At 71.5% G+C, this 24,742-nt stretch carries 24 protein-coding genes; 19 read left to right on the forward strand and 5 right to left on the reverse strand.

The features are described from left to right. Window positions 1-162: 162 nt before the first annotated feature. From ISU10_RS10630 to hemB, 7 genes are all read left to right on the forward strand, one after another. Window positions 163-1,815, forward strand: a complete 1,653-nt coding sequence (locus ISU10_RS10630) for an AMP-binding protein (RefSeq protein ID WP_194696372.1) — start codon at window positions 163-165, stop codon at window positions 1,813-1,815. Next, window positions 1,812-2,066 (forward strand): glutaredoxin family protein, encoded by a 255-nt coding sequence (locus ISU10_RS10635; protein WP_370865134.1) that lies wholly within the window; start codon window positions 1,812-1,814, stop codon window positions 2,064-2,066. The genes ISU10_RS10630 and ISU10_RS10635 overlap by 4 nt, the downstream gene beginning before the upstream one ends. Before the next feature lie 126 nt (window positions 2,067-2,192). Beyond that, window positions 2,193-2,852 (forward strand): redox-sensing transcriptional repressor Rex, encoded by a 660-nt coding sequence (locus ISU10_RS10640; protein WP_194696373.1) that lies wholly within the window; start codon window positions 2,193-2,195, stop codon window positions 2,850-2,852. A gap of 70 nt (window positions 2,853-2,922) precedes the next feature. Further along, the gene (locus ISU10_RS10645) at window positions 2,923-4,221 is read left to right on the forward strand and encodes a glutamyl-tRNA reductase (protein WP_194696374.1); all 1,299 of its coding nucleotides are present in this window, start codon (window positions 2,923-2,925) and stop codon (window positions 4,219-4,221) included. 8 nt (window positions 4,222-4,229) lie between these two features. Continuing rightward, window positions 4,230-5,210: a hydroxymethylbilane synthase gene (gene hemC, locus ISU10_RS10650; protein WP_194696434.1), complete on the forward strand. Its 981-nt coding sequence runs from the start codon at window positions 4,230-4,232 to the stop codon at window positions 5,208-5,210. A gap of 3 nt (window positions 5,211-5,213) precedes the next feature. Next, window positions 5,214-6,893 (forward strand): bifunctional uroporphyrinogen-III C-methyltransferase/uroporphyrinogen-III synthase, encoded by a 1,680-nt coding sequence (locus ISU10_RS10655; RefSeq protein ID WP_194696375.1) that lies wholly within the window; start codon window positions 5,214-5,216, stop codon window positions 6,891-6,893. A 2-nt stretch (window positions 6,894-6,895) separates the two neighbouring features. Further along, a complete protein-coding gene (hemB, locus tag ISU10_RS10660; protein WP_228500462.1) occupies window positions 6,896-7,912 on the forward strand; it encodes a porphobilinogen synthase in 1,017 nt (338 codons plus the stop codon). Window positions 7,913-8,026: 114 nt separating this feature from the next. Here the strand turns inward: hemB and ISU10_RS10665 are convergent, their stop codons facing one another. Next, entirely contained in the window at window positions 8,027-9,250 is a 1,224-nt protein-coding gene (locus ISU10_RS10665) for a lytic transglycosylase domain-containing protein (RefSeq protein WP_194696376.1), read from the reverse strand. A gap of 164 nt (window positions 9,251-9,414) precedes the next feature. Here ISU10_RS10665 and hemL point away from each other — a divergent pair, with 164 nt between their 5' ends. From hemL to ISU10_RS10700, 7 genes are read left to right on the forward strand one after another with little or no spacing between them, the layout of a single operon-like run. After that, on the forward strand, window positions 9,415-10,731 hold the full coding sequence (gene hemL, locus ISU10_RS10670; RefSeq protein WP_194696377.1) for a glutamate-1-semialdehyde 2,1-aminomutase: 1,317 nt from the start codon (window positions 9,415-9,417) through the stop codon (window positions 10,729-10,731). Between the two features lie 5 nt (window positions 10,732-10,736). After that, window positions 10,737-11,417, forward strand: coding sequence for a histidine phosphatase family protein (locus ISU10_RS10675; RefSeq protein WP_228500464.1), 681 nt, complete (start codon window positions 10,737-10,739; stop codon window positions 11,415-11,417). Continuing rightward, window positions 11,414-12,019 carry a TlpA family protein disulfide reductase gene (locus ISU10_RS10680; RefSeq protein WP_228500466.1) on the forward strand — a complete coding sequence of 202 codons (606 nt, stop codon included), beginning with the start codon at window positions 11,414-11,416 and terminating at the stop codon, window positions 12,017-12,019. Before ISU10_RS10675 ends, ISU10_RS10680 begins: the two co-directional genes overlap by 4 nt. Next, a complete protein-coding gene (locus ISU10_RS10685; RefSeq protein WP_194696378.1) occupies window positions 12,012-12,764 on the forward strand; it encodes a cytochrome c biogenesis CcdA family protein in 753 nt (250 codons plus the stop codon). The genes ISU10_RS10680 and ISU10_RS10685 overlap by 8 nt, the downstream gene beginning before the upstream one ends. A 22-nt stretch (window positions 12,765-12,786) precedes the next feature. Continuing rightward, window positions 12,787-14,430: a cytochrome c biogenesis protein ResB gene (resB, locus tag ISU10_RS10690; RefSeq protein WP_370865138.1), complete on the forward strand. Its 1,644-nt coding sequence runs from the start codon at window positions 12,787-12,789 to the stop codon at window positions 14,428-14,430. Further along, complete coding sequence (gene ccsB, locus ISU10_RS10695) at window positions 14,427-15,437, forward strand: c-type cytochrome biogenesis protein CcsB (protein WP_194696379.1); 1,011 nt, start codon at window positions 14,427-14,429, stop codon at window positions 15,435-15,437. Before resB ends, ccsB begins: the two co-directional genes overlap by 4 nt. Then, entirely contained in the window at window positions 15,434-17,110 is a 1,677-nt protein-coding gene (locus tag ISU10_RS10700; RefSeq protein WP_194696380.1) for a sulfatase family protein, read from the forward strand. Before ccsB ends, ISU10_RS10700 begins: the two co-directional genes overlap by 4 nt. Before the next feature lie 58 nt (window positions 17,111-17,168). On the opposite strand, the gene ISU10_RS10705 is transcribed toward ISU10_RS10700, so the two are convergent. Further along, the gene (locus tag ISU10_RS10705; RefSeq protein ID WP_194696381.1) at window positions 17,169-17,399 is read right to left on the reverse strand and encodes a hypothetical protein; all 231 of its coding nucleotides are present in this window, start codon (window positions 17,397-17,399) and stop codon (window positions 17,169-17,171) included. Between the two features lie 44 nt (window positions 17,400-17,443). On the opposite strand from ISU10_RS10705, the gene ISU10_RS10710 reads away from it, so the two are divergent. Beyond that, window positions 17,444-17,704 carry a DUF4229 domain-containing protein gene (locus tag ISU10_RS10710; protein WP_194696382.1) on the forward strand — a complete coding sequence of 87 codons (261 nt, stop codon included), beginning with the start codon at window positions 17,444-17,446 and terminating at the stop codon, window positions 17,702-17,704. Window positions 17,705-17,723: 19 nt separating this feature from the next. Here the strand turns inward: ISU10_RS10710 and ISU10_RS23535 are convergent, their stop codons facing one another. Genes ISU10_RS23535 through ISU10_RS10720 form a run of 3 tightly spaced genes read right to left on the reverse strand, consistent with a single transcriptional unit; the run spans window position 17,724 to window position 20,068 of the window. Then, window positions 17,724-17,855, reverse strand: a complete 132-nt coding sequence (locus ISU10_RS23535) for a hypothetical protein (RefSeq protein WP_267239144.1) — start codon at window positions 17,853-17,855, stop codon at window positions 17,724-17,726. 43 nt (window positions 17,856-17,898) lie between these two features. Beyond that, window positions 17,899-18,792, reverse strand: a complete 894-nt coding sequence (locus ISU10_RS10715) for a 1,4-dihydroxy-2-naphthoate polyprenyltransferase (protein WP_194696383.1) — start codon at window positions 18,790-18,792, stop codon at window positions 17,899-17,901. Between the two features lie 10 nt (window positions 18,793-18,802). Then, window positions 18,803-20,068, reverse strand: a complete 1,266-nt coding sequence (locus tag ISU10_RS10720; protein WP_194696384.1) for an MFS transporter — start codon at window positions 20,066-20,068, stop codon at window positions 18,803-18,805. A gap of 37 nt (window positions 20,069-20,105) precedes the next feature. Between ISU10_RS10720 and ISU10_RS10725 the strand changes: the two genes are divergently transcribed. From ISU10_RS10725 to ISU10_RS10740, 4 genes are read left to right on the forward strand one after another with little or no spacing between them, the layout of a single operon-like run. Next, complete coding sequence (locus ISU10_RS10725; RefSeq protein WP_194696385.1) at window positions 20,106-21,107, forward strand: AMP-binding protein; 1,002 nt, start codon at window positions 20,106-20,108, stop codon at window positions 21,105-21,107. After that, window positions 21,100-22,056, forward strand: coding sequence for an o-succinylbenzoate synthase (locus tag ISU10_RS10730; RefSeq protein WP_194696386.1), 957 nt, complete (start codon window positions 21,100-21,102; stop codon window positions 22,054-22,056). Before ISU10_RS10725 ends, ISU10_RS10730 begins: the two co-directional genes overlap by 8 nt. Continuing rightward, window positions 22,053-23,711, forward strand: coding sequence for a 2-succinyl-5-enolpyruvyl-6-hydroxy-3-cyclohexene-1-carboxylic-acid synthase (gene menD, locus ISU10_RS10735; protein WP_194696387.1), 1,659 nt, complete (start codon window positions 22,053-22,055; stop codon window positions 23,709-23,711). Before ISU10_RS10730 ends, menD begins: the two co-directional genes overlap by 4 nt. A gap of 37 nt (window positions 23,712-23,748) precedes the next feature. Then, on the forward strand, window positions 23,749-24,681 hold the full coding sequence (locus tag ISU10_RS10740; protein ID WP_228500468.1) for a helix-turn-helix domain-containing protein: 933 nt from the start codon (window positions 23,749-23,751) through the stop codon (window positions 24,679-24,681). Window positions 24,682-24,742 lie beyond the last annotated feature (61 nt).

A 24,742-nucleotide genomic window follows, 5' to 3' on the forward strand; every position in this document is an offset into this window, starting at 1 on the left:
CCGCCCCCGCCGCGCCCCCGCGCTTGTAACGCGGGGTTATGGCCCCTCACCAAGGGTCGCGGCACTGGGGAAGATGCCATAACCCCGCGTTACAAGCGGATGGGCGCGCGGGGGATGTGGGGTTCCGCTTCGGGGTACGGGAGGGCGTGGAACCATGGATGGATGTCCTTGGACATCCGTGAGGCTGGTCTTGCGGCGCCGCTCGAGCCCACCCTGGTCGCCGACCTGGTGGGGCTCGCGGCCGCGCGCGACGGGTCGCGCGACGCGTTGATCGAGACGTCCGGACGCACGTTGACCTGGGCGGAGCTGGACCACGAGGTCGGGCGGGTGGCCACCGGACTCGGCGATGCGGGCCTGGTCGCCGGGCAGCGGGTGATGCTCGTGCTGGGCAACCGGGTCGAGCTGGTCACGACGTACCTCGGCGCACTGCGGGCCCAGCTGGTCGCCGTACCCGTGAACCCGCGCGCCAAGGTCGACGACCTGGCCTGGATGATCGCCGACTCCGGGGCGCGGCTGGTCGTCGCCGACCAGGCGTCCGTGGCAGAGGCCAGGGCCGCGGCCCAGCTGGTGCGCGAGGCGCTGGCGGGATCTCGCGACGTGCTCGACGACGAGGTCGTGACGCGCGCTCACCAGCCCCGCCTCGTGGTGGTCGACAGCGACGCGCAGGCCGGCGAGCTGACCTACGGTGCGCTGCGTGCCGATCGGCCGCGGCCGGTCCACGCTCGTCGTGACCCCGAGACCCTGGCCTGCCTCCTCTACGCCGGCAGCAGCGACGACCGGCCGCGCGCGGCGATGCTCACCCACCGGGCACTGCTCGCCAACGTCGAGCAGACCTCCGCCGTCCGCCACTCCGACGGCACGGCGCTGATCGGAGCCGCCGACGTGGTGCTCGGGGTGCTGCCGCTGTTCCACGTCTACGGTCTCAACGCCGTGCTCGGCGGCGTGCTCCGCAACGGCGCCACGCTCGTCCTCGTCGACCACTTCGACCCGCGCGGCACCCTCGACGCCATCACCGCCCACCACGTCACCGTCGTGCCCGTCGCACCGGCTGTCTTCCCGCACTGGCGCGGCCTCGAGCACCTGGCGGACGGCTTCTCCGGAGTGCGTCTCGTGCTGTCGGGCTCGGCGCCTCTGAGCCAGGCGGACAGCGAGGACTTCACGGCGGTGACAGGGGTGCCGGTGCACCAGGGCTACGGCCTGACCGAGGCCGCGCCGGTCGTGACCAGCACGCTGGCCTCCTCCGCGCAGGTACCCGGCTCGCTCGGGGCTGCGCTGCCCGGCGTCGGACTGCGTCTGGTCGACGACCTCGGCCTCGAGCCGGAGCAGGGTGACCCCGGCGAGATCCTCGTTCGCGGCAGCAACCTCTTCAGCGGGTACTGGCCCGACGGCGCGGACGGCCCCGCAGCAGACGGCTGGTGGGCGACCGGCGACGTCGGGTTCCTCGACGAGGGTGGCGACCTGTTCCTCGCCGACCGCCTCGACGAGGTGGTCGTGGTGGCCGGCTTCCGCGTCTACCCGCACGAGGTGGAGGCGGTGGTCGCCGACGTCCGCGGCGTCGAGGACGTTGCCGTGATCGGCGTACCCGACGATGCGACCGGGAGCGCCGTCGTGGCCTACCTGAGGGTCACCGACCTCGACCAGACGGCGGCCGTCGTCGACGCGGTCCGCGAGCGCTGCGCTACCTCCCTTGCCGGGTTCAAGCGGCCCTCTCGCGTGGAGGTCGTCGAGGAGCTGCCGACGACCCTGGCCGGCCGGGTGCGCAAGGGCGCCCTGCGTCAGCAGGAGCGCCGGCAGGCTCTGGGGGTCTTGGAGTGAGCGAGGTGACGGCTCGCGTCGTCATGTACGGCCGACCCGGCTGTCACCTCTGCGAGGTCGCGGCCGAGACCATCGCGCGCGTCTGCGCCGACCTCGGCGAGGAGTGGGCCGAGATCTCGATCGACGACGACCCCGCGCTGCGCGAGGAGTACGGCGAGGAGATACCGGTGACGCTTGTCGACGGACGTCGCCATGACTTCTGGCGGGTCGACGAAGGTCGGCTGCGAGCCGCCCTCGCACGCCGAGCGTGAGCTCACTACTGAGCCCACTAGTGAGCCTTGTCTCACGCCCTTCTTCTGGTTTGTTCGCACGTTCACAAAGTGCTTAAAGTGTTCGGGTCGTGCGAGCGCGTCAACTCGCCGGCTGGAGAGAGCACCGTGACCGCCAAAGCGTCTAGCGACAGCGCCCGGGAGATCCCCGAGGCGACCGTGGCGCGACTCCCCGTCTATCTGCGGGCCCTCGTCACCCTCAGCGATGCCGGCACCGAGACCTGCTCCAGCGAGGAGCTCGCCACGGCTGCCGGTGTCAACAGCGCCAAGCTGCGCAAGGACCTCTCCTACCTCGGCAGCTACGGCACTCGCGGCGTCGGGTACGACGTCGACTACCTGCGCTACCAGATCGCCCGCGAGATCGGGGTCACCCAGGACTGGCCCGTGGTCATCGTCGGCATCGGCAACCTCGGGCACGCCTTGGCCAACTACTCCGGGTTCCGCAGCCGCGGCTTCCGCGTCGTGGCCCTGCTCGACGCCGATCCCGAGCGCCACCAGGAGGTCGTGGCCGGGGTCGACGTGCGGCCCTTCGACGACCTCGAGCAGATCGTGGCCGAGCAGGGCGTGGCCATCGGCGTCATCGCCACCCCGGCGGTGGCCGCCCAAGACGTCGCCAACCGGATGGTGGCCGCCGGCATCCGCAGCATCCTCAACTTCGCACCGGTCGTGCTCGCGGTGCCCGACGATGTCGACGTACGCAAGGTCGACCTCTCCATCGAGCTGCAGATCCTGGCCTACCACGAGCAGCGGAAGGCCAACGCGTCATGAGCCATCCCCACGAGACCGCGGTGTCCCTCCGCTTCGCTCCTTCCGCCCACGCTTGCGCGGGGACCCCGGCATGAGTGTTCTGGTGGTCGGCATCTCCCACCGCTCCGCCCCCGTGTCGCTGCTCGAGCGCGTGGCCGTCGACCCCGACGGAGCCGCCAAGCTGACGCGCGACGTCGCTGCCGGCGAGCACGTCACCGAAGCTGCCGTGATCGCCACCTGCAACCGGCTCGAGATCTACGCCGACGTCGACCGCTTCCACGGCAGCGTCGAGGAGCTCTCCTCGTTGCTGGTCGAGCGCGCCGGTCGAGCGACCGAGGACCTGCTTCCCCACCTCTACGTCCACTACGACGACGGCGCGGTGTCCCACCTGTTCCAGGTGGCTGCTGGCCTCGACTCCATGGCGGTCGGCGAGGGCCAGATCCTGGGGCAGGCCCGCGAGGCGCTGGCCCGCGGCCAGGAGCACGGCACCATCGGGCCGTCGCTCAACGTGCTGTTCCAGCAGGCGCTTCGCGTCGGCAAGCGGGTCCACGCCGAGACGGCCATCGACCAGGCCGCACCCACGTTGGTCTCGGCTGCCCTCGACCGCGTCGAGGAGGTGTCCGGGCACCTGTTCGACGGCGCCACGGACCGCAAGGCCGTCGTCGTCGGAGCGGGCTCGATGGCCTCGCTGGCCACGGCGACCCTCACCCGTCGCGGTGCCACCGACATCGTCGTGGTCAACCGCACCCCCGACCGGGCTGTCCGGCTGGCGACCGAGCACGGGGTCCGGGCCGCAGCGCTGGCCGACCTCGCCGAGGAGATCCAAGATGCCGACCTGGTCGTCGCCTGCACCGGCTCGACCGGTGTGCTCCTGACGACCGACATGGTGGCCTCGCTGGCCCGCCCGCTCGACGTGGTCGACCTGGCCCTGCCCCACGACGTCGAGCCGGGCGTCGGTGAGCTCCCGGGCGTGACCCTGGTGACCCTGGCCGATCTCGCCGACGACCTGGCCGGCAGCGACGCCGGCGCCGAGGTCGACGCCGTCCGCGAGATCGTCACCCAGGAGGTCGCGGCCTTCCTCAACGCTCGTCGCCAAGCCAGCGTCACGCCGACCGTCGTGGCGCTGCGCTCGATGGCGACCGAGGTCGTCGACGCCGAGCTGGCGCGCCTGCTCACCCGGCTGCCCGACCTCGACGACGCGTCGCGCGACGAGGTGCTGCAGAGTCTGCGGCGCGTGGCCGACAAGCTCCTCCACCAGCCCACGGTCCGGGTCAAGGAGCTGGCCAACGAGACGGGCGCGGTGTCCTACGCCGCTGCGCTCGCCGAGCTGTTCGCTCTCGACCCCGATGCCGTCGACGCGGTGACCCGGCCGGGAGGCCTGGCCCCGTGACTCGCGCCATGATCCGCATCGGCACCCGGGCCTCCCTGCTCGCCACCACCCAGTCGCGCCTGGTCGCCGACCTCGTCACCCGGCTGCTCGGTGAGGACGTCGAGCTGGTCGAGGTCACCACTGAGGGCGACCGCAGCGCCCAGCCGCTCGCGTCGATGGGTGGCACGGGCGTGTTCGTCACGGCCCTGCGCGAGGCCCTGCTCGACGGGCGCGTCGACGTCGCCGTCCACTCCCTCAAGGACCTGCCGACCGCACCGTCTCCGGGCATCGCCCTGGCCGCCGTACCCCTGCGCGAGGACCCCCGCGACGTCGTCGTGGCTCGCGACGGCCTGACCCTGGGCGAGCTCCCCGTCGGCAGCCGTCTCGGCACCGGCTCGCCACGCCGTGCCGCCCAGCTGCACGCACTCGGGCTCGGACTCGACATCGTCGACATCCGCGGCAACATCGACACCCGGCTGGGCAAGGTCGCCTCGGGGGAGTACGACGCCGTGGTGCTGGCCCGCGCGGGTCTGGCCAGGATCGGCCGGCTCGACGAGGTCACCGAGGTGCTCGACCCGCTCCAGGTCCTGCCGGCGCCGGGCCAGGGTGCACTGGCTGTCGAGTGTCGAGCCGACGACGACCTGGTGGCGACCCTCGCCGCCCTCGACGACGCCGCGTCGCGCGCCTGCGTGACGGCCGAGCGTGCGGTCCTGGCGACTCTCGAGGGTGGCTGCTCCGCCCCGATCGGAGCCTTGGGCGAGATCGCCGAGGGCGAGGACGGCGACGAGCTGTGGGTCCGGGCCGTCGCGCTCTCGCCCGATGGCGCCCTCTCGGTGCGGATGTCGGCCACCGGGACACCAGAAGGCGCCGCCGATTTGGGCGTACGGCTCGCACGCGACATGCTCGCCGAGGGAGCCGCGGACCTGTCCGAACCCCCAGTAATGCCAGCAGGTTTCGAGACGGGCGCTATCAGCCCCTCCTCAACCAGCGGACACGTGAGAAGGCAGTAGCGCATGACTCGAGGCAAGACCACTTCCGAGGCCGCCACGTCGAAGGCCCGCCCGATCGAGGCGCCCGTCAAGCGCGGCTGGCTGGCGTTCGTGGGCAGCGGGCCGGGTGACCCCGGCCTCCTGACAGTGCGGGCAGCCGACCTCCTGTGCGAGGCCGACGTGGTGATCACCGAGTCCCCCGACCACGAGGGGCTGGTCCACTCCCTACGCCGCGAGCGCACCGGCCAGACCTCGAGCGAGGCCGGCCCCGAGCTGGTCGACGGCGGGTTCGGCGAGGACGGTCAGCCGCTGACCCACGCGGCCCGCGCCAAGGTCGTGGTCAAGCAGGCCAAGCGCGGCCTGCGGGTGGTGCGCCTGATGACCGGCGACCCCTTCCTCTACGCCTCCGGCCCCGAGGAGGCACTGGCCTGCGCCAAGGCCGACCTCGCCTTCGAGGTCGTGCCCGGCGTCTCCTCGCTGGGCTCGGTACCCGCCTACGCCGGCATCCCGCTGACCACCAAGAACCACCGCGAGCTGACCGTGGTGTCCTGCCGCGACAAGGTCGACTGGGCCCACTACGCCGACCGCGACACCCTCGTGCTGCTCTCTGCCGTGGCCTCCATCGGCGACATCGCCAAGCAGCTGATGGCTGCCGGGCGTTCGCCCGAGACGCCGGTGCTGATGACCCGCGCCGGCACCACGACCGACCAGACCACTGTCGTCTCGACGCTGGACCGCATCGCCTCCGACGCCCGCGCCGCGCGGATGAGCCCGCCGGCCATCACCGTCGTCGGCGAGGTCGTCGACCTGCGCGAGACGCTGTCGTGGTTCGAGACCAAGCCGCTGTTCGGCTGGCGGGTGCTGGTCCCGCGCACCAAGGAGCAGGCGGGCGCTCTCGGTCAGCGGCTGCGCGGCTACGGCGCGGTGCCCGAGGAGGTGCCGACGATCTCGGTCGAGCCGCCGCGCAACCCCCTCCAGATGGACAAGGCCGTGCGCGGCCTGGTCGAGGGCCGCTACGAGTGGATCGCCTTCACCTCGGTCAACGCGGTCAAGGCGGTCCGCGAGAAGTTCGAGGACTACGGCCTCGACGCGCGTGCCTTCTCCGGGCTCAAGATCGCAGCGGTCGGCGACAAGACCGCCCAGGCCATCGCGGCCTGGGGTCTGCGTGCCGACCTGGTGCCGTCGGGGGAGCAGTCCGCGGCCGGGCTGCTGGCCGACTGGCCCGAGTACGACGAGCTGCTCGACCCCATCAACCGGGTCTTCCTGCCGCGCGCCGACATCGCCACCGAGAACCTCGTCGCCGGCCTGATCGACCTGGGCTGGGAGTGCGACGACGTCACGGCCTACCGCACCGTGCGTGCCGCGCCGCCGCCGGCGGCGACCCGCGACGCGATCAAGGCCGGCAAGTTCGACGCCGTGGTGTTCACCTCGTCCTCGACGGTGCGCAACCTGGTCGGCATCGCCGGCAAGCCGCACCCCTCGACGGTGATCGCGGTGATCGGTCCGGCCACCGCCAAGACCGCCGAGGAGCACGGCCTGCGCGTCGACGTACTCGCGCCCAAGCCCGACGTCGAGCTGCTGGTTGACGCGCTCGCCGACTTCGGCTCGTCGCGTCGGCTGGCCATGATCGAGGCCGGCCAGCCGGTGGCCAAGCCGTCGGAGCGCAAGCCCGCCTCACGTCGCACCAAGGCCTCGGCCAAGTAGTCATGAGCGAGGCGTCGCCGGAAGTGACCGGGGTCGTCGGCCCTGTGACGGGTCCGCTGGTCCGGCCGCGGCGCCTGCGCACCACGCCGGCGCTGCGGCGGATGGTCGCCGAGACCTGCGTGGAGGCGCGCCAGCTGGTGCTGCCGCTGTTCGTCCGCGAGGGCGCCACCGAGCCGGTGCCGGTCTCCTCCATGCCCGGCGTCGTCCAGCACACCCGCTCCACCTTGGTGAAGGCAGCCCACGAGGCGGCCGAGCTCGGCCTGGGCGGGGTGATGCTGTTCGGCATCCCGGAGTCCAAGGACGCCGAGGGCTCCGGTGGCATCGACCCGGCAGGCATCCTCAACCTGGCCATCACCGACGTCGTCGCCGAGGTCGGCGACGCGCTGACGGTGATGAGCGACCTGTGCCTCGACGAGTTCACCGACCACGGTCACTGCGGCGTGCTCACGCCCGATGGCCGCGTCGACAACGACCGCACGCTTGCCGCGTACGCCGAGATGGCCCGAGCCCAGGCTGCCGCCGGCGTCGACATGGTCGGGCCCAGCGGCATGATGGACGGCCAGGTCGCGGTGATCCGAGCCGCCCTCGACTCCTCCGAGCACCAAGACGTCGGAATCCTGGCCTACTCCGCGAAGTACGCCTCGGCCTTCTTCGGTCCCTTCCGCGAGGCCGTCGCGTCGTCGTTGGTCGGCGACCGGCGTACCTACCAGCAAGACCCCGCCAACGGTCTCGAAGGCGTGCGCGAGGCGCTCCTCGACGTGGAGCAGGGTGCCGACGTGGTGATGGTCAAGCCCGCGCTCGGCTACCTCGACGTCGTACGCCGGGTCCGCGACGCGGTCCCCGTGCCGGTCGCTGCCTACAACGTCTCGGGCGAGTACGCCATGGTCGAGGCCGCCGCCGCCAACGGCTGGATCGACCGAGAGGCCGCCATCGTGGAGACCCTCACCTCCATCCACCGCGCCGGCGCCGACGTGATCCTCACCTACTGGGCCGCCGAGGCCGCGGGTCTGCTCGCCTGATCGCTGGTTGAGGAGGTTGCGCTGGCAACCGTCTCGAAACCTCGTGAGTGAGCAGGTTGCCTGGCCCGTCACCGGGTTTCGAGACAGGTGCTGCGCGCCTTCCTCAACAAGCGGCTAGGACGTGAGGTTGTCGACGCAGCGGTCGAAGGCGTCGTTGTTGTTGAGCGGGTTGTCGACCAGACCCTGGAGCGTGCACTGAACGACCGCGTCGGCCAGCGACAGGATCGGGGTCAACAACGTGGTCGGCAGGTCGGTCGGCAGGATCGTGGGGAGCACGGTCGGCAGGATCGTGGGCAGCGCCGAGGTCGTCTCCTGTGTCGGGAGCTGCGTCGGGTCCTCGGTGGGGTCGGGCGCGCCCGTGGGTCCGGCGCCGGTCGGCCCGTCGGTCGGGCCTGAGGTCGGCCCGGACGACGGACCGCCGGAGGGCCGCGGACCCTTGGTCGGGTTCGCGCCACCGCCACCGCCGCCCCCACCGGAGCCCGGGCCACCGACAGGTGGTTGCCAGCCGCCGGCGTCGTTGGGCACCTCGGTGTAGACGCCCGAGACGTACGCCGCGTAGAAGGCCAGCACCAGGTCGACGTACTCCTGGCTGTGGTTGTAGCGGTAGACCGACGACCGCCGACCGGCATCGGTGGCCAGGTCGTCGTCGCCGGAGCAGAGGTAGACCGCGGTGGCCAGGGCCGCGTCGTCGACGTCTTGCGGGTCGCGCTGGGAGTCGCCGTCGGCGTCGACGCCGACCACTGACCAGGTCGACGGGATGAACTGCATCGGGCCGACCGCGCGGTCGAAGGCGGTGTCGCCGTCGAGCAGGCCGTCATCGGTGTCGGCCACCACCGACGTGCCGTTGCTCCCGTCGAGGGGGAGGCCGTAGATCGCCGGCGTCGCGACGCCCGAGTCGTCGAGCAGGCTGCCGTTGATGCGTCCGTGGTCGGACTCGACCCGGCCGATCGCGGCGACCAGCTGCCAGGGCAGGTGGCAGGAGGTGTCGGCGGCGTTGATGACGGTCTCGGCACGCTGGTAGGCGATCAGGGCAGCGCTCGGGATCCCGTTGACGGCCGCGCTGCTGAGGGCATCGTCGGGGTCTCCGGTCACGCCGGGTGCGAGCTGAGCACGGGTGGACACGCTGGCCGGTGCCTCGATGGCCTGGGCGGGCACGGTGCTGCCGTCGGGCAGGGTGCCGTCGGCTGCCGCGTTGCCGGCCGAGCCGGCGCCGGCGACGGCGATGCTCGCGGCGGTGGAGAGCACGGCCAGGGGGACCAGGGTGGCGACCTTCTGGAGGCGGCTGAGCCGAGCCGGCAGCTGTGCTGGCCGCTGGCCAGGGGTCGTGGCGGTGCCCATCTCGTCCCTCCTCCTGTCTTCCACCCGGAGTGCTTCCCTCACCCCGTGGCACCCTCCCCAACGAGGGAAGTTGCCCACGGGTTACGTGCTCGAACACGATAAGACGGATTCAGCCGTCGCGAGGCCGATGTGAACTCCTCAGGAACGTTGGGGACAATGAGCCGGTGACCGACCGGACGACCCGCTCCGAGGCCCTGTTCGAGCGGGCCCGCGCGGTCACCCCCGGGGGCGTCAACTCCCCGGTCCGGGCCTTCAACGCGGTCGGCGGCACGCCCCGGTTCATCGCCTCCGGGCAGGGCGCGTGGCTCACCGACGTCGACGGCAACCGCTACGTCGACCTCGTCTGCTCCTGGGGCGCACTGCTGCTCGGGCACGCCCACCCCGAGGTGCAGGCCGCCATCGCGGCAGCCGTCTCCCGGGGCACGTCCTACGGCACCCCGACCGAGCCCGAGGTCGAGCTCGCCGAGGAGATCGTCCGTCGTACTCCGGTCGACAAGGTCCGCTTCGTCTCATCCGGCACCGAGGCCACCATGTCGGCCATCCGGCTGGCCCGCGGCTTCACCGGCCGCGACGTCGTGGTGAAGTTCGCCGGCTGCTACCACGGGCACGTCGACTCCCTGCTCGCCGCGGCGGGCTCCGGGCTGGCCACCTTTGCCCTCCCCGGCACTCCCGGCGTACCCGCCTCCTCGACCGCCCTGACCCTGGTGCTGCCCTACAACGACCGCGAGGAGGTCGCCGCGGCCTTCGCCGAGCACGGCGACCGCATCGCGTGCGTCATCACCGAGGCGGCACCCGGCAACATGGGCGTGGTCTCGCCGCTGCCCGGCTTCAACGCCTACCTCGCCGAGACCTGCACCGCCCACGGCGCGCTGTTCATCAGCGACGAGGTGATGACCGGCTTCCGCGCCAGCAGGCTCGGCCAGTGGGGCCTCGACGGCGCCAGCGAGGGTTGGAAGCCCGACCTGATGACCTTCGGCAAGGTGATGGGTGGCGGCCTGCCGGCCGCGGCGTTCGGCGGGCGCGCCGACGTGATGGCCCACCTCGCCCCCGAGGGTCCCGTCTACCAAGCCGGCACGCTCTCCGGCAACCCGGTCGCCACCACCGCCGGGCTCGCCACGCTCAAGCTGGCCACCGACGAGGTCTACGACCGGATCTCGCTGGTCGCCGAGACCATCCGTACGGCCGCCGGCAAGGCCCTGACCGAGGCCGGCGTCCCCCACGTCGTGCAGTCCGCCGGCACGATGTTCTCCGTCTTCTTCACCGACGAGCAGGTCCTCGACTTCGCGGCGGCGAGCAGCCAGGACACGGCCGCGTTCGCCGCGTTCTTCCACGCGATGCTCGACCGGGGCGTCCACCTGCCGCCGTCGGCGTACGAAGCCTGGTTCGTCTCCAGCGCCCATGACGACCGTGCGGTCCAGGCCGTGCTCGACGCGCTCCCGGCCGCCGCCGCGGCGGCCGCCGCGACCCGGAAGGCAGGCTGAGCCCCTTGGTCGAGACGATCGTCCACCTGTTGCGCCATGGCGAGGTGCACAACCCCGAGGGCGTGCTCTACGGGCGCCGCCCGGGCTACCACCTCTCCGAGCTCGGGCGCGCGATGGCCGAGCGCGTCGCGCAGACCTTGCAGGACCGCGACGTCGTGCACCTGGTCTCCTCGCCGCTCGAGCGCGCGCAGGAGACCGCCGAGCCGTTGGCGGGGCTGACCGGACTCAGCGTCCAGACCGACCCCCGGCTGATCGAGTCGACCAACGTCTTCGAGGGCAAGTCCTTCGGCGGTGGGGCCGCTGCCATCCTCGGCGACCCGACCATGTGGGTGCACCTGCTCAACCCGCTGAGGCCGTCGTGGGGCGAGCCCTACGCCGAGGTGGCCGCCCGCATGCAGGAGGCCGTCCTCGACGCCCGCGTGGCAGCTCATGGGCACGAAGCGGTCCTGGTCTCCCACCAGCTGCCGATCTGGGTGACGCGGCTGTCGGCGGAGCGCAGGCCGTTCCTCCACGACCCGCGCAAGCGCCAGTGCACGCTGTGCTCGCTGACCTCCCTCCACTTCGACGAGCGCGGGCTGGTCCGCGTGTCCTACTCCGAGCCGGCCGGTGACCTGATCCCCGTGGGCGACAAGCACGCCACGTTCAGTGCCGGTGGTGCTCCCGAGGAGCTCCGGCCCGGACGATGAGCTGGCGACGACGACTGCTCGCGGTGGCTGCCTGTCTGCCCGTCCTGATGGGCGTCACCGCCTGCGACGGGCTCAACGGTCTCCAGGGCACCGGCGACAAGGGCTACATCACTACCGATGGCGTCGTCAGGACCGTCGATGCCGCCGAGCGCGGCGATGCGATCAGCTACCAGGGCGAGGACCTCGATGGCAGCCCGCTGGCCATCGAGGACTACCGCGGCACGCCGGTCGTCGTCTCGGTGTGGGGCTCGTGGTGCACGCCCTGCCGCAAGGAGGCTCCGTGGGTGGCCGGCGCCGCCGAGGCGCTGGGTGACGGCGTCCAGTTCGTCGGCATCAACCTGCGCGACTCGAGCACCGCCCAGGCCTCTGCGTTCGCGCGCGGGGCCGGCTTGGACTTCCCCTCGCTCTACGAACCCGACGGCGAGGCACTGCTCGCCTTCCCCGGAGTACTCGGACTGCGATCGATCCCGTCGTTCGTCGTGCTCGACCGCGAGGGCCGGGTGGCGGCCAGCATCGTCGGCCAGCTGCCCTCCCAGCAGACCCTGGTCGACCTCGCCCAGGGCGTGGTCGACGAGGCCGCGAACGGAGCCGGCGATGGCTGAGTGGTTCCAGGAGCAGGCGCTGGCCGGGTCGCTGCTGCTGGCCCTCCCCGTGGCCCTGGTCGCCGGCCTGGTCTCCTTCTTCTCGCCGTGCGTGATCCCGTTGCTGCCCGGCTACCTGTCCTACGCGACGGGGTTGTCGGGTGCCGACCTCGGTGCCGAGCGCCGCGGCCGGATGCTCGCCGGATCGCTGCTGTTCGTCCTCGGCTTCGCCGTCATCTTCGTGATCCTCGGTGCTGCGACCGGTGCCCTCGGCGCCTGGCTGGTGCGCTGGAACGACGAGCTGGCCTTCGGCCTCGGCGTCCTGACGATCCTGCTGGGCCTGGCCTTCGCCGGCTGGCTGCCGTACTTCTCCCAGCGCGAGTGGCGCATCCACAAGATCCCCGCTGTCGGGCTGGCCGCAGCCCCGGTGATCGGCTTCCTGTTCGGGCTGGGCTGGCTGCCCTGCACAGGTCCCACGCTCGCTGCCATCACGGCGCTGTCGATGAACGAGGCGACCGCCGCCCGTGGCGCCGTGCTCTCCGGCGTCTACGCCCTCGGGCTGGGCATCCCGTTCGTCGTCGCGGCCCTGATGTACCGCCGCGCCCTGCGCGCCTTCGGCTGGGTACGCCGTCACCAGCTGTGGGTGATGCGAGCCGGCGGGCTGATGCTCATCGCCGTCGGCCTCCTGCTGGTGACCGGCTACTGGACCTCGCTGGTGCAGTGGCTGCAGATTCACCTGATCCTCGGCACGGAGACGCCCGTATGAGCACAGCCCAGGTGATGAACCAGTGACCGCCACCCTGCCCGAGGCCCACGCCGACGCACCCGAGCCGCCCGACCGGCGCACGGGCGAGCTGACCGCCCGTGAGCTCGGCCGCTGGGGCTGGCGGCAGCTCACCTCGATGCGCACGGCGCTGGTGCTGCTCCTGCTGCTGGCGCTGGCCGCCATCCCGGGCTCGGTGATCCCGCAGGAGGGCGTGGACTCGCTCAAGACCTCGCGGTGGCAGGCCCAGCATCCCGACCTGACGCCGATCTACGACCGCCTCGGCCTGTTCTCGGTCTATGACTCCGCCTGGTTCGCGGCCATCTACATGCTGCTGATGATCTCGCTGGTCGGCTGCATCATCCCGCGGCTGCTCGTCTACTGGCGCGCGCTGCGCGCCCAGCCACCAGCGGCGCCTCGGCACCTGTCGCGACTGCCCGTCCACGTCTACTACAAGACCGACGAGGCGCCGGGCGAGGTGCTCGCCCGCGCGGCGGCCGTGCTGAAGGAGCGCGGCTACCGCCTACGGGTCTCGACCGGCTCGACCGCCGGAGAGTCGTGGGTCGCCGCCGAGCGGGGCTACCTGCGCGAGGCCGGCAACCTGCTGTTCCACCTCGCCGTGGTCGTCGTACTGATGGGGTTCGCGACCGGCGGCCTGTTCGGCTACAAGGGCGGCGTCATCGTGCCGGTGGGCACGGGGTTCACCAACAACCCGACCCAGTACGACGACCTCGACCCGGGATCGCTGTTCGACGCCGACGCCATGGAGCCGTTCAGGTTCACCCTCGACCGCTTCGACATCGACTGGATCGACTCGGGGCCGCGTCAGGGCATGGCGCGCGGCTTCAACGCCCACCTGACCTACTACGAGGACCTCGACGCACCGGCCAAGACCTACGACCTCAGGGTCAACCATCCGCTGAGCATCGGTGGCACCCAGGTCTTCCTGATCGGCCACGGCTACGCACCGGTCATCACGGTCCGCGACGGCAACGGCGACCTCGTCTACGGCGGGCCGACGCCGTTCCTGCCCGAGGACGCGGGCTTCCGCTCCTTCGGCGTGGTCAAGGTTCCTGACGCCCGGCCCCAGCCGATCGGGCTCGAGGGGCTGTTCTTCCCGACCTACCTCGAGGTCAACGGCGACCCGGTCAACGTGATGGGCGAGGCCAAGAACCCCACCATCTCGATGCTCGCCTACACCGGCGACCTCGGCATGGACGACGGTGACGGCCAGTCGATCTACGAGCTCGACAAGTCCAAGCTGACCCAGCTGAAGAAGGCCGACGGCTCGATGTTCCGCGTCGACCTCCAGCCCGGCATGACCGTCGACCTGCCCAACGGCGCCGGCACCGTCACCTTCGAGGGCGTCACGGAGTGGACCCGCTTGCAGATCAGCCGCACTCCTGGCATGCACGTCACCTTGGGCGGTGTCGTGCTCGCCCTGATCGGGCTGCTCCTGTCCCTGTTCATCCGGCCGCGACGTGTGTGGGTGCGCGCGGACGTGTCCGAGGGCGGCGTCACCCACGTCGACGTCGGCGGCCTGGACCGGTCGACCGCGGGTGACGTCGAGGCCGAGGTGTCGCAGGTCGTGGCCGGTCTGCGACAGTTCGACGAGCAGGCCCACGGACCAGCACAGCCCGGCCTAGCACCGGAGAAGGAGAACTCGTGACCAACCAGGCGTGGGAGACGCTCAGCAACCAGGCCGTCGCTGCCGCCGGCGTCGTCTACTTCCTGTCCCTGCTGTCCTACCTCGTGCAGTGGGCGTCGCTGCGACACGTACCCGGCTACGTCCCGGTGGAACGTACGACGTCCAGCCGGGTCGCTGTCGGAGCAGGTGCCCCGGCTGCCCCGCAGGAGCCACCGGCCGCCGAGGCTCCGTCGTACCGCGCGGAGATGACCGGACGACTCGGGCTCCTGCTGCTCGCGCTGGCGTGTGCTCTCCACCTCGTCTCCCTCGTCGGACGCGGCATGGCCGCCGATCCCAACCGGGTGCCGTGGGGCAACATGTACGAGTTCACGCTCGCCGGCACCTTCGTGGTCGCCGCGATGTTCCTGCTGACGCGGCGCCGGCTCGGGCTCGCCTGGGCGGCGCCCCTGGTCGTCGCGATCGTGCTGACCCTGCTGATGGTCGCGGTGATCTGGCTCTACGACCCGGTCGCGCCGCTGACCGAGGCCCTGAACTCCTACTGGCTGGTGATCCACGTCGTCTCGGCGATCATCGCCACCGGCACCTTCACCCTCGGCGGTCTCTGCTCGGTGCTCTACCTGGTCAAGGAGCGCCGGCCCGACACGCGCGTCGGCTTCTTGTCCCGCGTGCCGCAGCCGCCGGCTCTGGACCGCGCCGCCTACCGCCTGCACGCCTTCGCGTTCCCGGTGTGGACCTTCGCGGTGCTGATCACCGGACCGATCTGGGCGCACCAGGCCTGGTCGTCCTACTGGAACTGGGACCCCAAGGAGGTGTGGGCGTTCATCACCTGGGTCGTCTACGCCGCCTACCTCCACGCGCGAGCGACAGCCGGCTGGCGGGGCCGCAACGCCGCCTACCTGGCGCTGCTCGGCGTGGCCACGTTGTGGTTCAACTTCATCGGCATCAACTACTTCTCCACCAACACCCAGCACGGCTACGCCTCGATCTCCCAGCCGGGTGTGACCCCCTCAGGCAGACTGGCCAAGTGATCCGGGGGCTCGCCGCAACGCTCGCTGCGGCGGCTCTCCTGACCGCTTGCTCGGGATCACCTGGCGGGGGAGACCGCGCGGCGCGGGCCGCCTCGACGCGCACCCCGGCCGTGGTCGCCCTTGCCGACCTGCCGGCCAACGACGGGCCCAACATCCTGGTCGTCACGACCGACGACATGCGCTGGGACGAGCTGCGCTTCACCCCCAACGTGCGCAAGTACGTCACCAGCCGGGGCCTGCGCTTCACCAACTCCTTCGCGCCCAACCCGCTGTGCTGCCCCTCGAGGGCGTCCTTCCTCACGGGGAAGTACTCCCACAACCACGGCGTCTACACCCATGAGGCGCCTTACGGGTTCGGGGCCTTCGACGACCACCTCACCGTCGGCACGGCGCTCAACGAGGCCGGCTACCAGACAGCCCTGGTCGGCAAGTACCTCAACGGCTACGGCAAGCAGCTCTCGAAGGTCACCGGCGGCCCCTCGGCGACCTACGTCCCCGACGGCTGGACCGACTGGATGGTCAGCATCGAGAAGCGCTGGCCGGCCGGCTCGCCCTACCGCGGCGGCACCTACAACTACAACGCGTTCACCCAGAACGTGAACGGGAAGGTCACCGGCAACCGGGGCACCTACTCCTCGGTCGTCGTCGGCGACGAGGTCAGCGGCTTGGTGCGGAAGTACGACGGCGCGGGCCGGCCGTGGTTCATCTGGGCCACACCCGTGGCACCGCACTTCGGCGGGCCGGCCGAGAGCGACGACCCCCCGTCGTACCGGACCTCACGCGGCACCAAGTCCCTGTTCAAGACTCCCGCCCGACCGCGCTGGGTCAAGGGCCGGTTCGACGACGTGATCACGCGATCCCTCGGGGTTCGCCCGGGCCGGCGGCCCAGCGAGCGCAACATCAGCGACAAGCCGGAGTTCTTCAGGGAGCTGCCCGATCTCGAGCGGCCCGAGCGACCACGACTGCTGGAGGTGCAGCGGCAGCGCGCCGAGGCGCTGTTCGCGTGGGACAGGCAGTTCGCCAAGATCGTCCGGACGCTGAAGCAGACCGGCCAGTTCCGCCACACCGTCATCGTGTTCACCTCCGACAACGGCTACTTCATGGGCGAGCACCGCCAGCGCTTGGGGAAGATCAAGCCCCACGAGGAGTCGCTACGGGTGCCCCTCGTGATGGCCGGACCCGGCATCCCGCACGGTGTGCGGCAGTCGCCGGCGACCACGATCGACGTGACGGCGACGATCCTCGAGCTCGGCTCCGCGACGTTGCCCGACGTCGACGGCTCCTCGATGGTCCCGCTGTTCGCCGAGGACCGGCCGTGGCAGGTGCCGGTCGTCACCGAAGGTGCGCAGAAGCTGCCGCACCAGCTCGGCGGCTTCCCGGGCGCGCTGACCGAGATGGGGCTGCGCACCGGCCGATACGCCTACTTCCGCTACTCCACGGGCGAGAGCGAGCTCTACGACCTGGCCAAGGATCCGCTCGAGCTGCGCTCGGTGTACGACGACCCCGCCTACGCCGCCGTGCGCGACGACCTCGCCGCGTTGTGGCGGACCTACCGGACCTGCGCCGGTGACGCGGGCCGCACTCCGCTGCCCCCGGCCTACGAGGTCTCCGTCGCCCAGCTCAGAGCGATCCACGCCAACGCAGTCGCTGCCCGGAAGCGCTACTACGGGTGAGGTGTGGCTCGGTGGTTCAGGTGCGAGCGGAGCGAGCCTCGAAACCGAGATCCGAGCCTCAACCGCCGAGCGCGTCGGGGTCGTCGGGGTGCTTGCGCCTGCGGTCGAGGTCGCGCAGGAAGTCGATGTCGTCGTCGGGGGCGACGGGACGCGCCGGGGGACGGTGGGAGCGGCCCTGGGGGCGCCCGGGCAGCCGACCCGCAGAGGGGCCGCCGGTCCGTTGGATGGTCCGCACGACCCAGTAGGTCGCGAGCGCGAAGAGGGCGACGAGGACCAGGACCTTGAACACGACTCAAGAGTAGGACCCGGGTGGTCGGCATCTACGCTGATCCCGTGAAGGAGTTCGTCATCTACACCGGGCTGCGTGCGCTGCTCTTCTTGGCCTCCGTGGCGGTGGTCGCCGGCATCTGGCTGGCGTTCACCGACGACGCTCCGCTGATGTGGGTGATGGTGATCTCGCTGGCGCTCTCGGGCGTCGCGTCGTACTTCCTGCTCAACCGTCAACGCGAGTCGTTCGCGCGGCGCGTCGATGAGCGTGCTCGTCGTGCGGCGGCGGCCTTCGAGGCGCACAAGGCGCGCGAGGACGCCGACTGACGCGTCGGGTGGCTGGTGCCTACCGCTTGCGCTGGTTGAGCCGCCGCTCGATCCGCGACTGCGGCTGGCCGAGGATCTTGGCCATCAGCTGCGCACGGTAGCGATAGGCGACCACGCCGGCGATGACGAGGAGCACGAGGAACCAGAACATGGTCCGAGACTACGGGGGGTTTCGAGGCTCGCAAGCTCGAACCTCAACCAGCGACAAGGCCGACGAACAGTCCGAGGCCGTAGACCAGCTCGGCGACTCCCGTCAGCTGCAGGGCCGGCACGAGGTCGCGGCCGGTCGCACGGCGTACGACCGTCGTCGCTCGTGCGGCAGGCAGTAGGTAGGCCACGGCGAGCAGGGCCCACCACGAGGTCTCGAGGGCGATGCCGAGGAGGGCGACGAGAGCGGCCAGCACCAGGAGCACGTAGAGGGCACGCGTGCGTGCGTCACCCAGCCGCACGGCGAGCGTCAGCTTTCCGGCGACGCGGTCGGTCGGGATGTCGCGCAGGTTGTTGGCCACCAAGATGGCGCAGGCCAGCGCGCCGATGCCGCACGCGGCGTAGAGGCCGCCGAGGGTCAGCGTCTCGGCCTGGACGTACTGCGTGCCCAGCACCGCGACGAGGCCGAAGAAGACGAAGACCATGATCTCGCCGAGGCCGAGGTAGCCATAGGGCTTCGAGCCACCGGTGTAGAACCAGGCGGCAGCGACCGAGACGGCGCCGATGAGGACCAGCCACCACGCGGTGGTCGCCGCCAGCACGAGCCCCGCGACCGCGGCCACACCGAACGCCGCGAGGGCAGCCGTCTTCACCGACGACGGGGTGGCGACGCCGGAGCCCACCAGGCGCATCGGGCCGACCCGGTCCGCATCGGTGCCGCGCACGCCGTCGGAGTAGTCGTTGGCGTAGTTCACCCCGACCTGCAGGGCGAGGCTGACCACCAGGGCCAGTGCCGCCTTCCACCACACCGCGTCACCGTCGTAGGCCGCGACACCGGTGCCCGCGAGCACCGGCGCGACCGCTGCTGGCAGGGTCCGGGGTCGTGCGCCGGCCAGCCACTGGCCCGGGGTCGGGCCGGGAGTCGGGCCGGGAGTCGTCACGACCAGGGATTCAAGCAGGCCTCTCGGCGGACTGCGGGGCGCGGGTCACCAGGTAGCGCTCGGCGGCTCGGGCAGCCGGATGGATGCCGATGCCCGCGACCGTGACGATGGCGGCGATGACCAGCCACCCCGAGGTGCCCCACTCCATCGCCAGGAACGTGAACAGCGCCGGTGCCCAGACCGAGCCCAGCGTGCCGCCGACGTGCCCGGCTCCCTGGTACTCGGCGCGTCGCGCCGGCTCCGACAGCTCGGAGCTGAGCCCCCAGTGGCTGGCCGACTCGAACAGCTCGGCACCAGTGACCGTCACGTGCCCCAGCCACACCAGCACGATGGTCGTCCACCCGAGCGTGTCGTGGGTGACCATCACCACGAAGCACGACAGCACCATGAAGCCGGTGCTGATGCGGGCCGCGCGCAGCGCCCCGTTCACGGTCTCGGAGCCGCGTGAGGCCGGGACCTGCAGGAGTACGGCGAGCACCGTGTTCGTGCCGAACAGCCAGGCCAGCAACACGCGCGGAGCGTCGGTCTCCTGCACCAGCCACAGCGGGATCACCACGTTGAGGAGGACCTGGTTGGTGCCGAGGACTCCGTCGAAGAACGACATCGCGACGTAGCCGCGGTTGCGCAGCACGCTGGTGCGCTTGGGCGCGTCCGCGAGTGCCTCCACGTCGCTCGTCGCCTCGACCTCGCCCTCCGCATCGGGCAGGCGGGTGATCAGGAACGCGTTGACCGCGAGCACCAAGGCCGGCAGGACCGGCATCCAGCGGATGACCGAGTCGCTGTTGGTCGCCAGCGCCAGGCCGCCGATCAGCGCACCGATGGTGAACCCGATGTTGAGGGCGCTGCGCATGAACGCCTGCGACCGCACCCGGTCCTCGCGCGAGAAGACGTTGAGGCTGTAGGCACCGAACGCCGTGTAGCCCGCAGTGCCGACCACCTCGAGGACCACGACCATCGCGACGAACTGGCCGAAGCCCTCGAGCCAGGGCCAGACGAGGAACAGCGCGGCGTCGATGGACGACGTGATCGCCCATAGCCGCTTGGTGCCGACCTTGTCTGCGAGCCGCCCCGACGGGACGGCGAGCGCGAAGGACGCCAGGCCCGCGATCGTCAGGCCCAAGCCGACCTGGGCCGCGCTGAGACCGACGATGTGGGTGAAGAACACAGCGCTGCCGGTGAGGAAGGCGCCTTGGCCGATCGCGAAGAGGATCGACTGGAAGGAGAGTCGGCGCGCGATCGGGTTCGGGGGGAGGAGGCGCTCGATCCAGGTGGGCATCGCTTCGAGTCTGGCAAGCGTCGCTAGCGTTCGTCACATGCTTTTCGCTCCGACCGTCGACGAGCTCGACGCCTGGCTCGCTGCGGCCACCGAGCCGGCGCCGGTCGTCGTCGAGACGTCGGGCTCGACGGGGCAGCCCAAACGCGTCGTGCTCTCCCGTCGCGCGGTGCTGGCCTCTGTCCGTGGGACGGTCGCTCGGGTCGGCGGTGCAGGGCCGTGGGTGCTGGCGCTACCGCCGACGTACGTCGCGGGACTCCAGGTCGTGTGCCGGTCACTGGTGGCAGGGCATCGGCCCGTGTTGCTCGAGGACCACGGCACGCTCGCCGCCGCTGTGGCTGCGGCTGGCGGCTCGCCGTACGTCTCGCTGGTGCCGACCCAGCTCAGCCGTGCCCTGCAATCACCGGAGGACCTGCGGGCGCTGGCCGACTGCGCGGCCGTGCTCGTCGGCGGTGGTCCCGTGGACAAGGAGCTGCGCGTCCGGGCGCGCGAGGCGGGGATCCGTGCCATCGCGACCTACGGTTCGGCCGAGACAGCAGGTGGCTGCGTGTACGACGGGCTGCCGCTCGACGGTGTGGCGGTCGCCATCGGGCCCAACGGACGGATCCGGATAGGCGGGCCGACGTTGTTCGACAGCTACGACGGCGACCCGGAGCTGACCGACGAGGTCCTGGTCGGTGGGTGGTTCCTCACGGCGGACGCGGGGCGCTTCGACGAGGACGGCCGCCTGCACGTCCTGGGCCGGCTCGACGACATGGTGATCTCCGGGGGCGTGAAGGTGCCTACGGGGGTCGTCGCGGCGCGCCTGCGCGAGCACCCTGGGGTCACCGCCGTCGACGTCGGCCGCCTGCCCGACGACGAGTGGGGTGAGCGCGTCGTGGCCTGGGTCGTCGGTGACGTGACGCTCGACGACCTTCGCGACTGGGTCTCCGCGGTGCATCCGCGGTCGTGGGCACCGCGCGAGCTGCGGCTGCTCGACGAGATGCCCTTGCTGCGCAACGGAAAGGTCGACCGGCGAACGCTGCGGGGCGCCGATGCCTGAGCTCGCCGACGTCGTCGTGTGGTCGATCCCGATGCGGGTGCGGTTCCGTGGGATCACCGTGCGCGAAGGGCTGCTGCTGCGCGGCGAGGCCGGCTGGGGTGAGTGGAGCCCGTTCTTGGAGTACGACTCCACAGAGGCACTCCCATGGCTGCGCTGTGCTCTCGAGGCGGCCGCCGGCGACTGGCCTGAGCCGGTGCGGGATCGGGTTCCGGTCAACGTCACCGTGCCGGTCGTCTCCCCCGAGGACGCCCATGCACTAGTGAGTCGGTCGGGGTGCCGCACCGCCAAGGTCAAGGTCGCCGATCCGGGTGCTCGCCTGGCCGACGACCAGGCCCGCCTGGAGGCCGTGCGGGACGCGCTCGGGCCCCAGGGCCGCATCCGCGTCGATGCCAACGGTGCCTGGGACATCGACGAGGCCGTGTCGTCGATCGCCGTGCTCGACCGCGCCGCCGGCGGGCTCGAGTACGTCGAGCAGCCGTGCGCCGCCGTCGAGGACCTGGTCGTCGTGCGGCGACGTACGTCGGTGCGGATCGCCGCCGACGAGTCGATTCGCCGGGTCGAGGATCCTTACCGGGTGCGCGATCTCGAGGCGGCCGACGTAGCGGTGCTGAAGGTGCAGCCACTCGGCGGCGTGCGCGCCTGCCTGCGGATCGCCGAGGAGATCGGCCTGCCGGTCGTGGTGTCGTCTGCGCTGGAGACCTCGGTCGGGCTCGCCGCGGGGGTGGCCCTGGCGGCGGCACTGCCCGAGCTGGACCTTGCCTGCGGTCTGGCCACCTCGGGCATGCTCGCCGACGACCTGGTCGACGAGCCGCTCGTCCCCGTCGACGGTCATCTGCCGGTGCGCGTCCCCGCCGTCAGCCGGACGCGCCTCGGGCGGGCGGCTGCTGCCGCGGATCGCGAGGCGCACTGGCGGGCCCGGCTGCTCGACGTACAGGATCAGTCGTCATGACCCACCCCGCGGACATGACCTCCACCGAGCTGGCCCGCGCCGTGGTCTCGGCGCTGGTTGGCGCGGGCGTCCGCGAGGTGGTGGTCGCGCCCGGGTCGCGCAACGCGCCCCTGTCGTTTGCGGCGTTCGACGCGGCGGAGGCCGGCCTGGTGCGCTTGCACACCCGGATCGACGAGCGCTCGGCCGGCTTCCTCGCCCTCGGCCTGACCAAGGTCGGCAGCCAGGCCGCCGTCATCTGCACATCGGGCACGGCCGTCGCCAACCTGCACCCGGCGATGCTCGAGGCCGCCCATGCTGGTGTGCGGCTGGTGGCCGTCACGGCCGACCGTCCTGCCCGCCTGCGAGGTACGGGCGCCAACCAGACGACCGACCAGGTCGGCATCTTCGGTCCGCTGGTGCCGTACGTCGACCTGGGCCCCGCCGACCGCGACGTGGCCCGCACCGCCCTTGGCCTCGGCGGAGGTCCGCTGCACCTGAACGTCCAGCTCGACGAGCCGTTGGTTCCGAGTGATCGATGGGATCCCTCCTCGGTGGTCGAGCTTGTCGAGACGGCTTCGAGAAAGGGGCCTCGAGCACCAGAAATTTCCGGTGCGGTGATCGTCCAAGGCCCGCGAACCGTCGTCGTAGCCGGCGACGACGCGGGGCCACCGGCGCGAGTGCTGGCCGAGCAGGGGCGGTGGCCGCTGCTGGCCGAACCGACGAGCGGGAGCAGGACGGGGGACGCGGCGATCCGTACCTACCGGCTGCTCCTCGGCGGACCACTCGGCGAGGAGATCGAGCGAGTGGTCGTCTTCGGGCACCCGACCCTGAGCCGGCCGGTGACACGGTTGCTCCAGCGCGAGCAGGTCGAGGTGTTGTCGGTGGCGAGCCGCGGCGCGTGGCGAGAGCGCCCGTTCCCGGTCGCTGCCCATCTCGATGCCCGTCTCGATGCCCGTCTCGATGCCCGTCTCGATGCCTGGCCGGAGGTGGAGGACGCAGACGACAGCGACTGGTTCGACCGCTGGAAGGCCGCCGACGCGGAGACGGGCAACGCGCTCGACCGCTTGCTGGCCGCCGAGGGCGAGGTCACGCCGTACGCCGTCGCGGGCGCGGTGGCCCGCGCGCTCCCGGCCGGCGGACTGCTGGTCGTCGGCGCCTCCAACCCGGTGCGAGACCTCGACCTGATGGTGCCGCGCTACGACGTCGGCACGCGTCGCAAGACCATCGCCAACCGCGGTCTCTCGGGGATCGACGGCACGGTCTCCACGGCGATCGGAGCTGCGCTCGGCCGCGACTCGACCCGGAGCTTCGCCCTGCTGGGAGACGTCACTTTCCTCCACGACGTCAACGGGCTGGTCCACGACGCGCACGACCCCGAGCCCGACCTGACGATCGTGGTCGTCAACGACGACGGCGGCTCGATCTTCGCCACCTTGGAGCAGGGCGCGTCCGCCCACGCCGACCGGTTCGACCGGCTGTTCGGGACTCCTCACGGCGTCGACCTGGCCGCGCTCTGCGCCGCGACCCGCACCCCGCACTGGCGGGTCGAGTCACTGCCCGAGCTCGAGCAGGCGCTGGCCTCGCCCAACGGCGGCATCGAGGTGGTCGAGGTCAGGGTGCGTCGCGACAACCGACGCGAGCTCGACCAGCGGATCAGGGCACTCGCGCAACAGTGATCAAGCCGCCCGCGAGGCGCGCCAGCACGATGGGGGCATGGCCACGATGACGATCGCTCGGGACACCTTCGTGGCCTTCGTCGACACGCTTGCCGAGGTGCTCGACGACCACGAGACGAACGGCTGGGCATCGGGCGACGAGCTCGCGATGCGGCTGCACTTCTCGCGCTTCCACTTCGACCGGATGATCAAGGCGGTCGCGGGCGAGCCACCTGCGGCCTTCCGCCGGCGCATCCTGCTGGAGCGGGCGGCGTACCGGATGATCACCACCCGCGCTCCGCTCCTCGACGTCGCCGTCGAGGCGGGGTACGGCTCGCACGAGGCATTCACCCGGGCGTTCAAGCAGGCGTACGGCGAGACCCCGGCCACCTGGCGCAAGAAGCCCGGCCACCTCCAGATCGCCGCGCCCAGCGGCGTCCACTTCCACCCACCCGGCAGCATCCGCCTGCCCGCACGAGACGAGGTCACTCCCATGGAACTGCTCACGAAGATGGTCGAGCACCACATCTGGCTCACCGGAGAGATGGTTCGGCTCGCCGAACGCCTCTCCGACGACCAGCTCGACGAGGCGATCGAGCTGAACGTCGACGAGGACCGGCAGTCGATCCGCTCCCTGCTCAGCAGGCTGATCGGCCAGATGGGCATGTGGAACGCCGCGATGGCCACCCGCGACTACGACTGGTCGGTCGAGGAGCACGAGTCGCTGAGCTCGATGCGCGAGCGTCTGGCGGTCGAGGGCCCGACGTACCTCTCCCACGTCCGCGACGTCGCCGACGCCGGCCGGATCGGGGACACGTTCGTCGACGCGCTGTGCGAGCCGGCCGAGGTGTTCACCTACGGCGGGATGATCGCGCACGTGCTGACCTTCGCCGCCCACCGCCGCACCCTGGTGGTGCTGGCCTTCGCCAAGCACGGCATCGAGGGGCTTGGCTGGGGCGACCCGATGCGTTGGGTCGCGGAACCAGCCTGACCCGCGATTCGTCAGTGGTCCTGCGGGTGGGCGCCTCGTAGGAAGTACTGACGAATCGGAC

This window comes from Nocardioides agariphilus (assembly GCF_015352445.1).
GTDB classification, from domain to species: Bacteria; Actinomycetota; Actinomycetes; order Propionibacteriales; family Nocardioidaceae; genus Nocardioides; species Nocardioides agariphilus.

Bases quoted from the DNA above. Each gene is read 5' to 3' on its own strand.
- ISU10_RS10630 (WP_194696372.1), top strand. From the start codon at position 163: ATGTCCTTGGACATCCGTGAGGCTGGTCTTGCGGCGCCGCTCGAGCCC.
- ISU10_RS10645 (WP_194696374.1), top strand. From the start codon at position 2,923: ATGAGTGTTCTGGTGGTCGGCATCTCCCACCGCTCCGCCCCCGTGTCG.
- hemC (WP_194696434.1), top strand. From the start codon at position 4,230: ATGATCCGCATCGGCACCCGGGCCTCCCTGCTCGCCACCACCCAGTCG.
- ISU10_RS10655 (WP_194696375.1), top strand. From the start codon at position 5,214: ATGACTCGAGGCAAGACCACTTCCGAGGCCGCCACGTCGAAGGCCCGC.
- hemB (WP_228500462.1), top strand. From the start codon at position 6,896: ATGAGCGAGGCGTCGCCGGAAGTGACCGGGGTCGTCGGCCCTGTGACG.
- ISU10_RS10665 (WP_194696376.1), bottom strand. From the start codon at position 9,250: ATGGGCACCGCCACGACCCCTGGCCAGCGGCCAGCACAGCTGCCGGCT.
- ISU10_RS10680 (WP_228500466.1), top strand. From the start codon at position 11,414: ATGAGCTGGCGACGACGACTGCTCGCGGTGGCTGCCTGTCTGCCCGTC.
- ISU10_RS10685 (WP_194696378.1), top strand. From the start codon at position 12,012: ATGGCTGAGTGGTTCCAGGAGCAGGCGCTGGCCGGGTCGCTGCTGCTG.
- ISU10_RS23535 (WP_267239144.1), bottom strand. From the start codon at position 17,855: ATGTTCTGGTTCCTCGTGCTCCTCGTCATCGCCGGCGTGGTCGCCTAT.
- ISU10_RS10720 (WP_194696384.1), bottom strand. From the start codon at position 20,068: ATGCCCACCTGGATCGAGCGCCTCCTCCCCCCGAACCCGATCGCGCGC.
- ISU10_RS10725 (WP_194696385.1), top strand. From the start codon at position 20,106: ATGCTTTTCGCTCCGACCGTCGACGAGCTCGACGCCTGGCTCGCTGCG.
- ISU10_RS10730 (WP_194696386.1), top strand. From the start codon at position 21,100: ATGCCTGAGCTCGCCGACGTCGTCGTGTGGTCGATCCCGATGCGGGTG.
- menD (WP_194696387.1), top strand. From the start codon at position 22,053: ATGACCCACCCCGCGGACATGACCTCCACCGAGCTGGCCCGCGCCGTG.
- ISU10_RS10740 (WP_228500468.1), top strand. From the start codon at position 23,749: ATGGCCACGATGACGATCGCTCGGGACACCTTCGTGGCCTTCGTCGAC.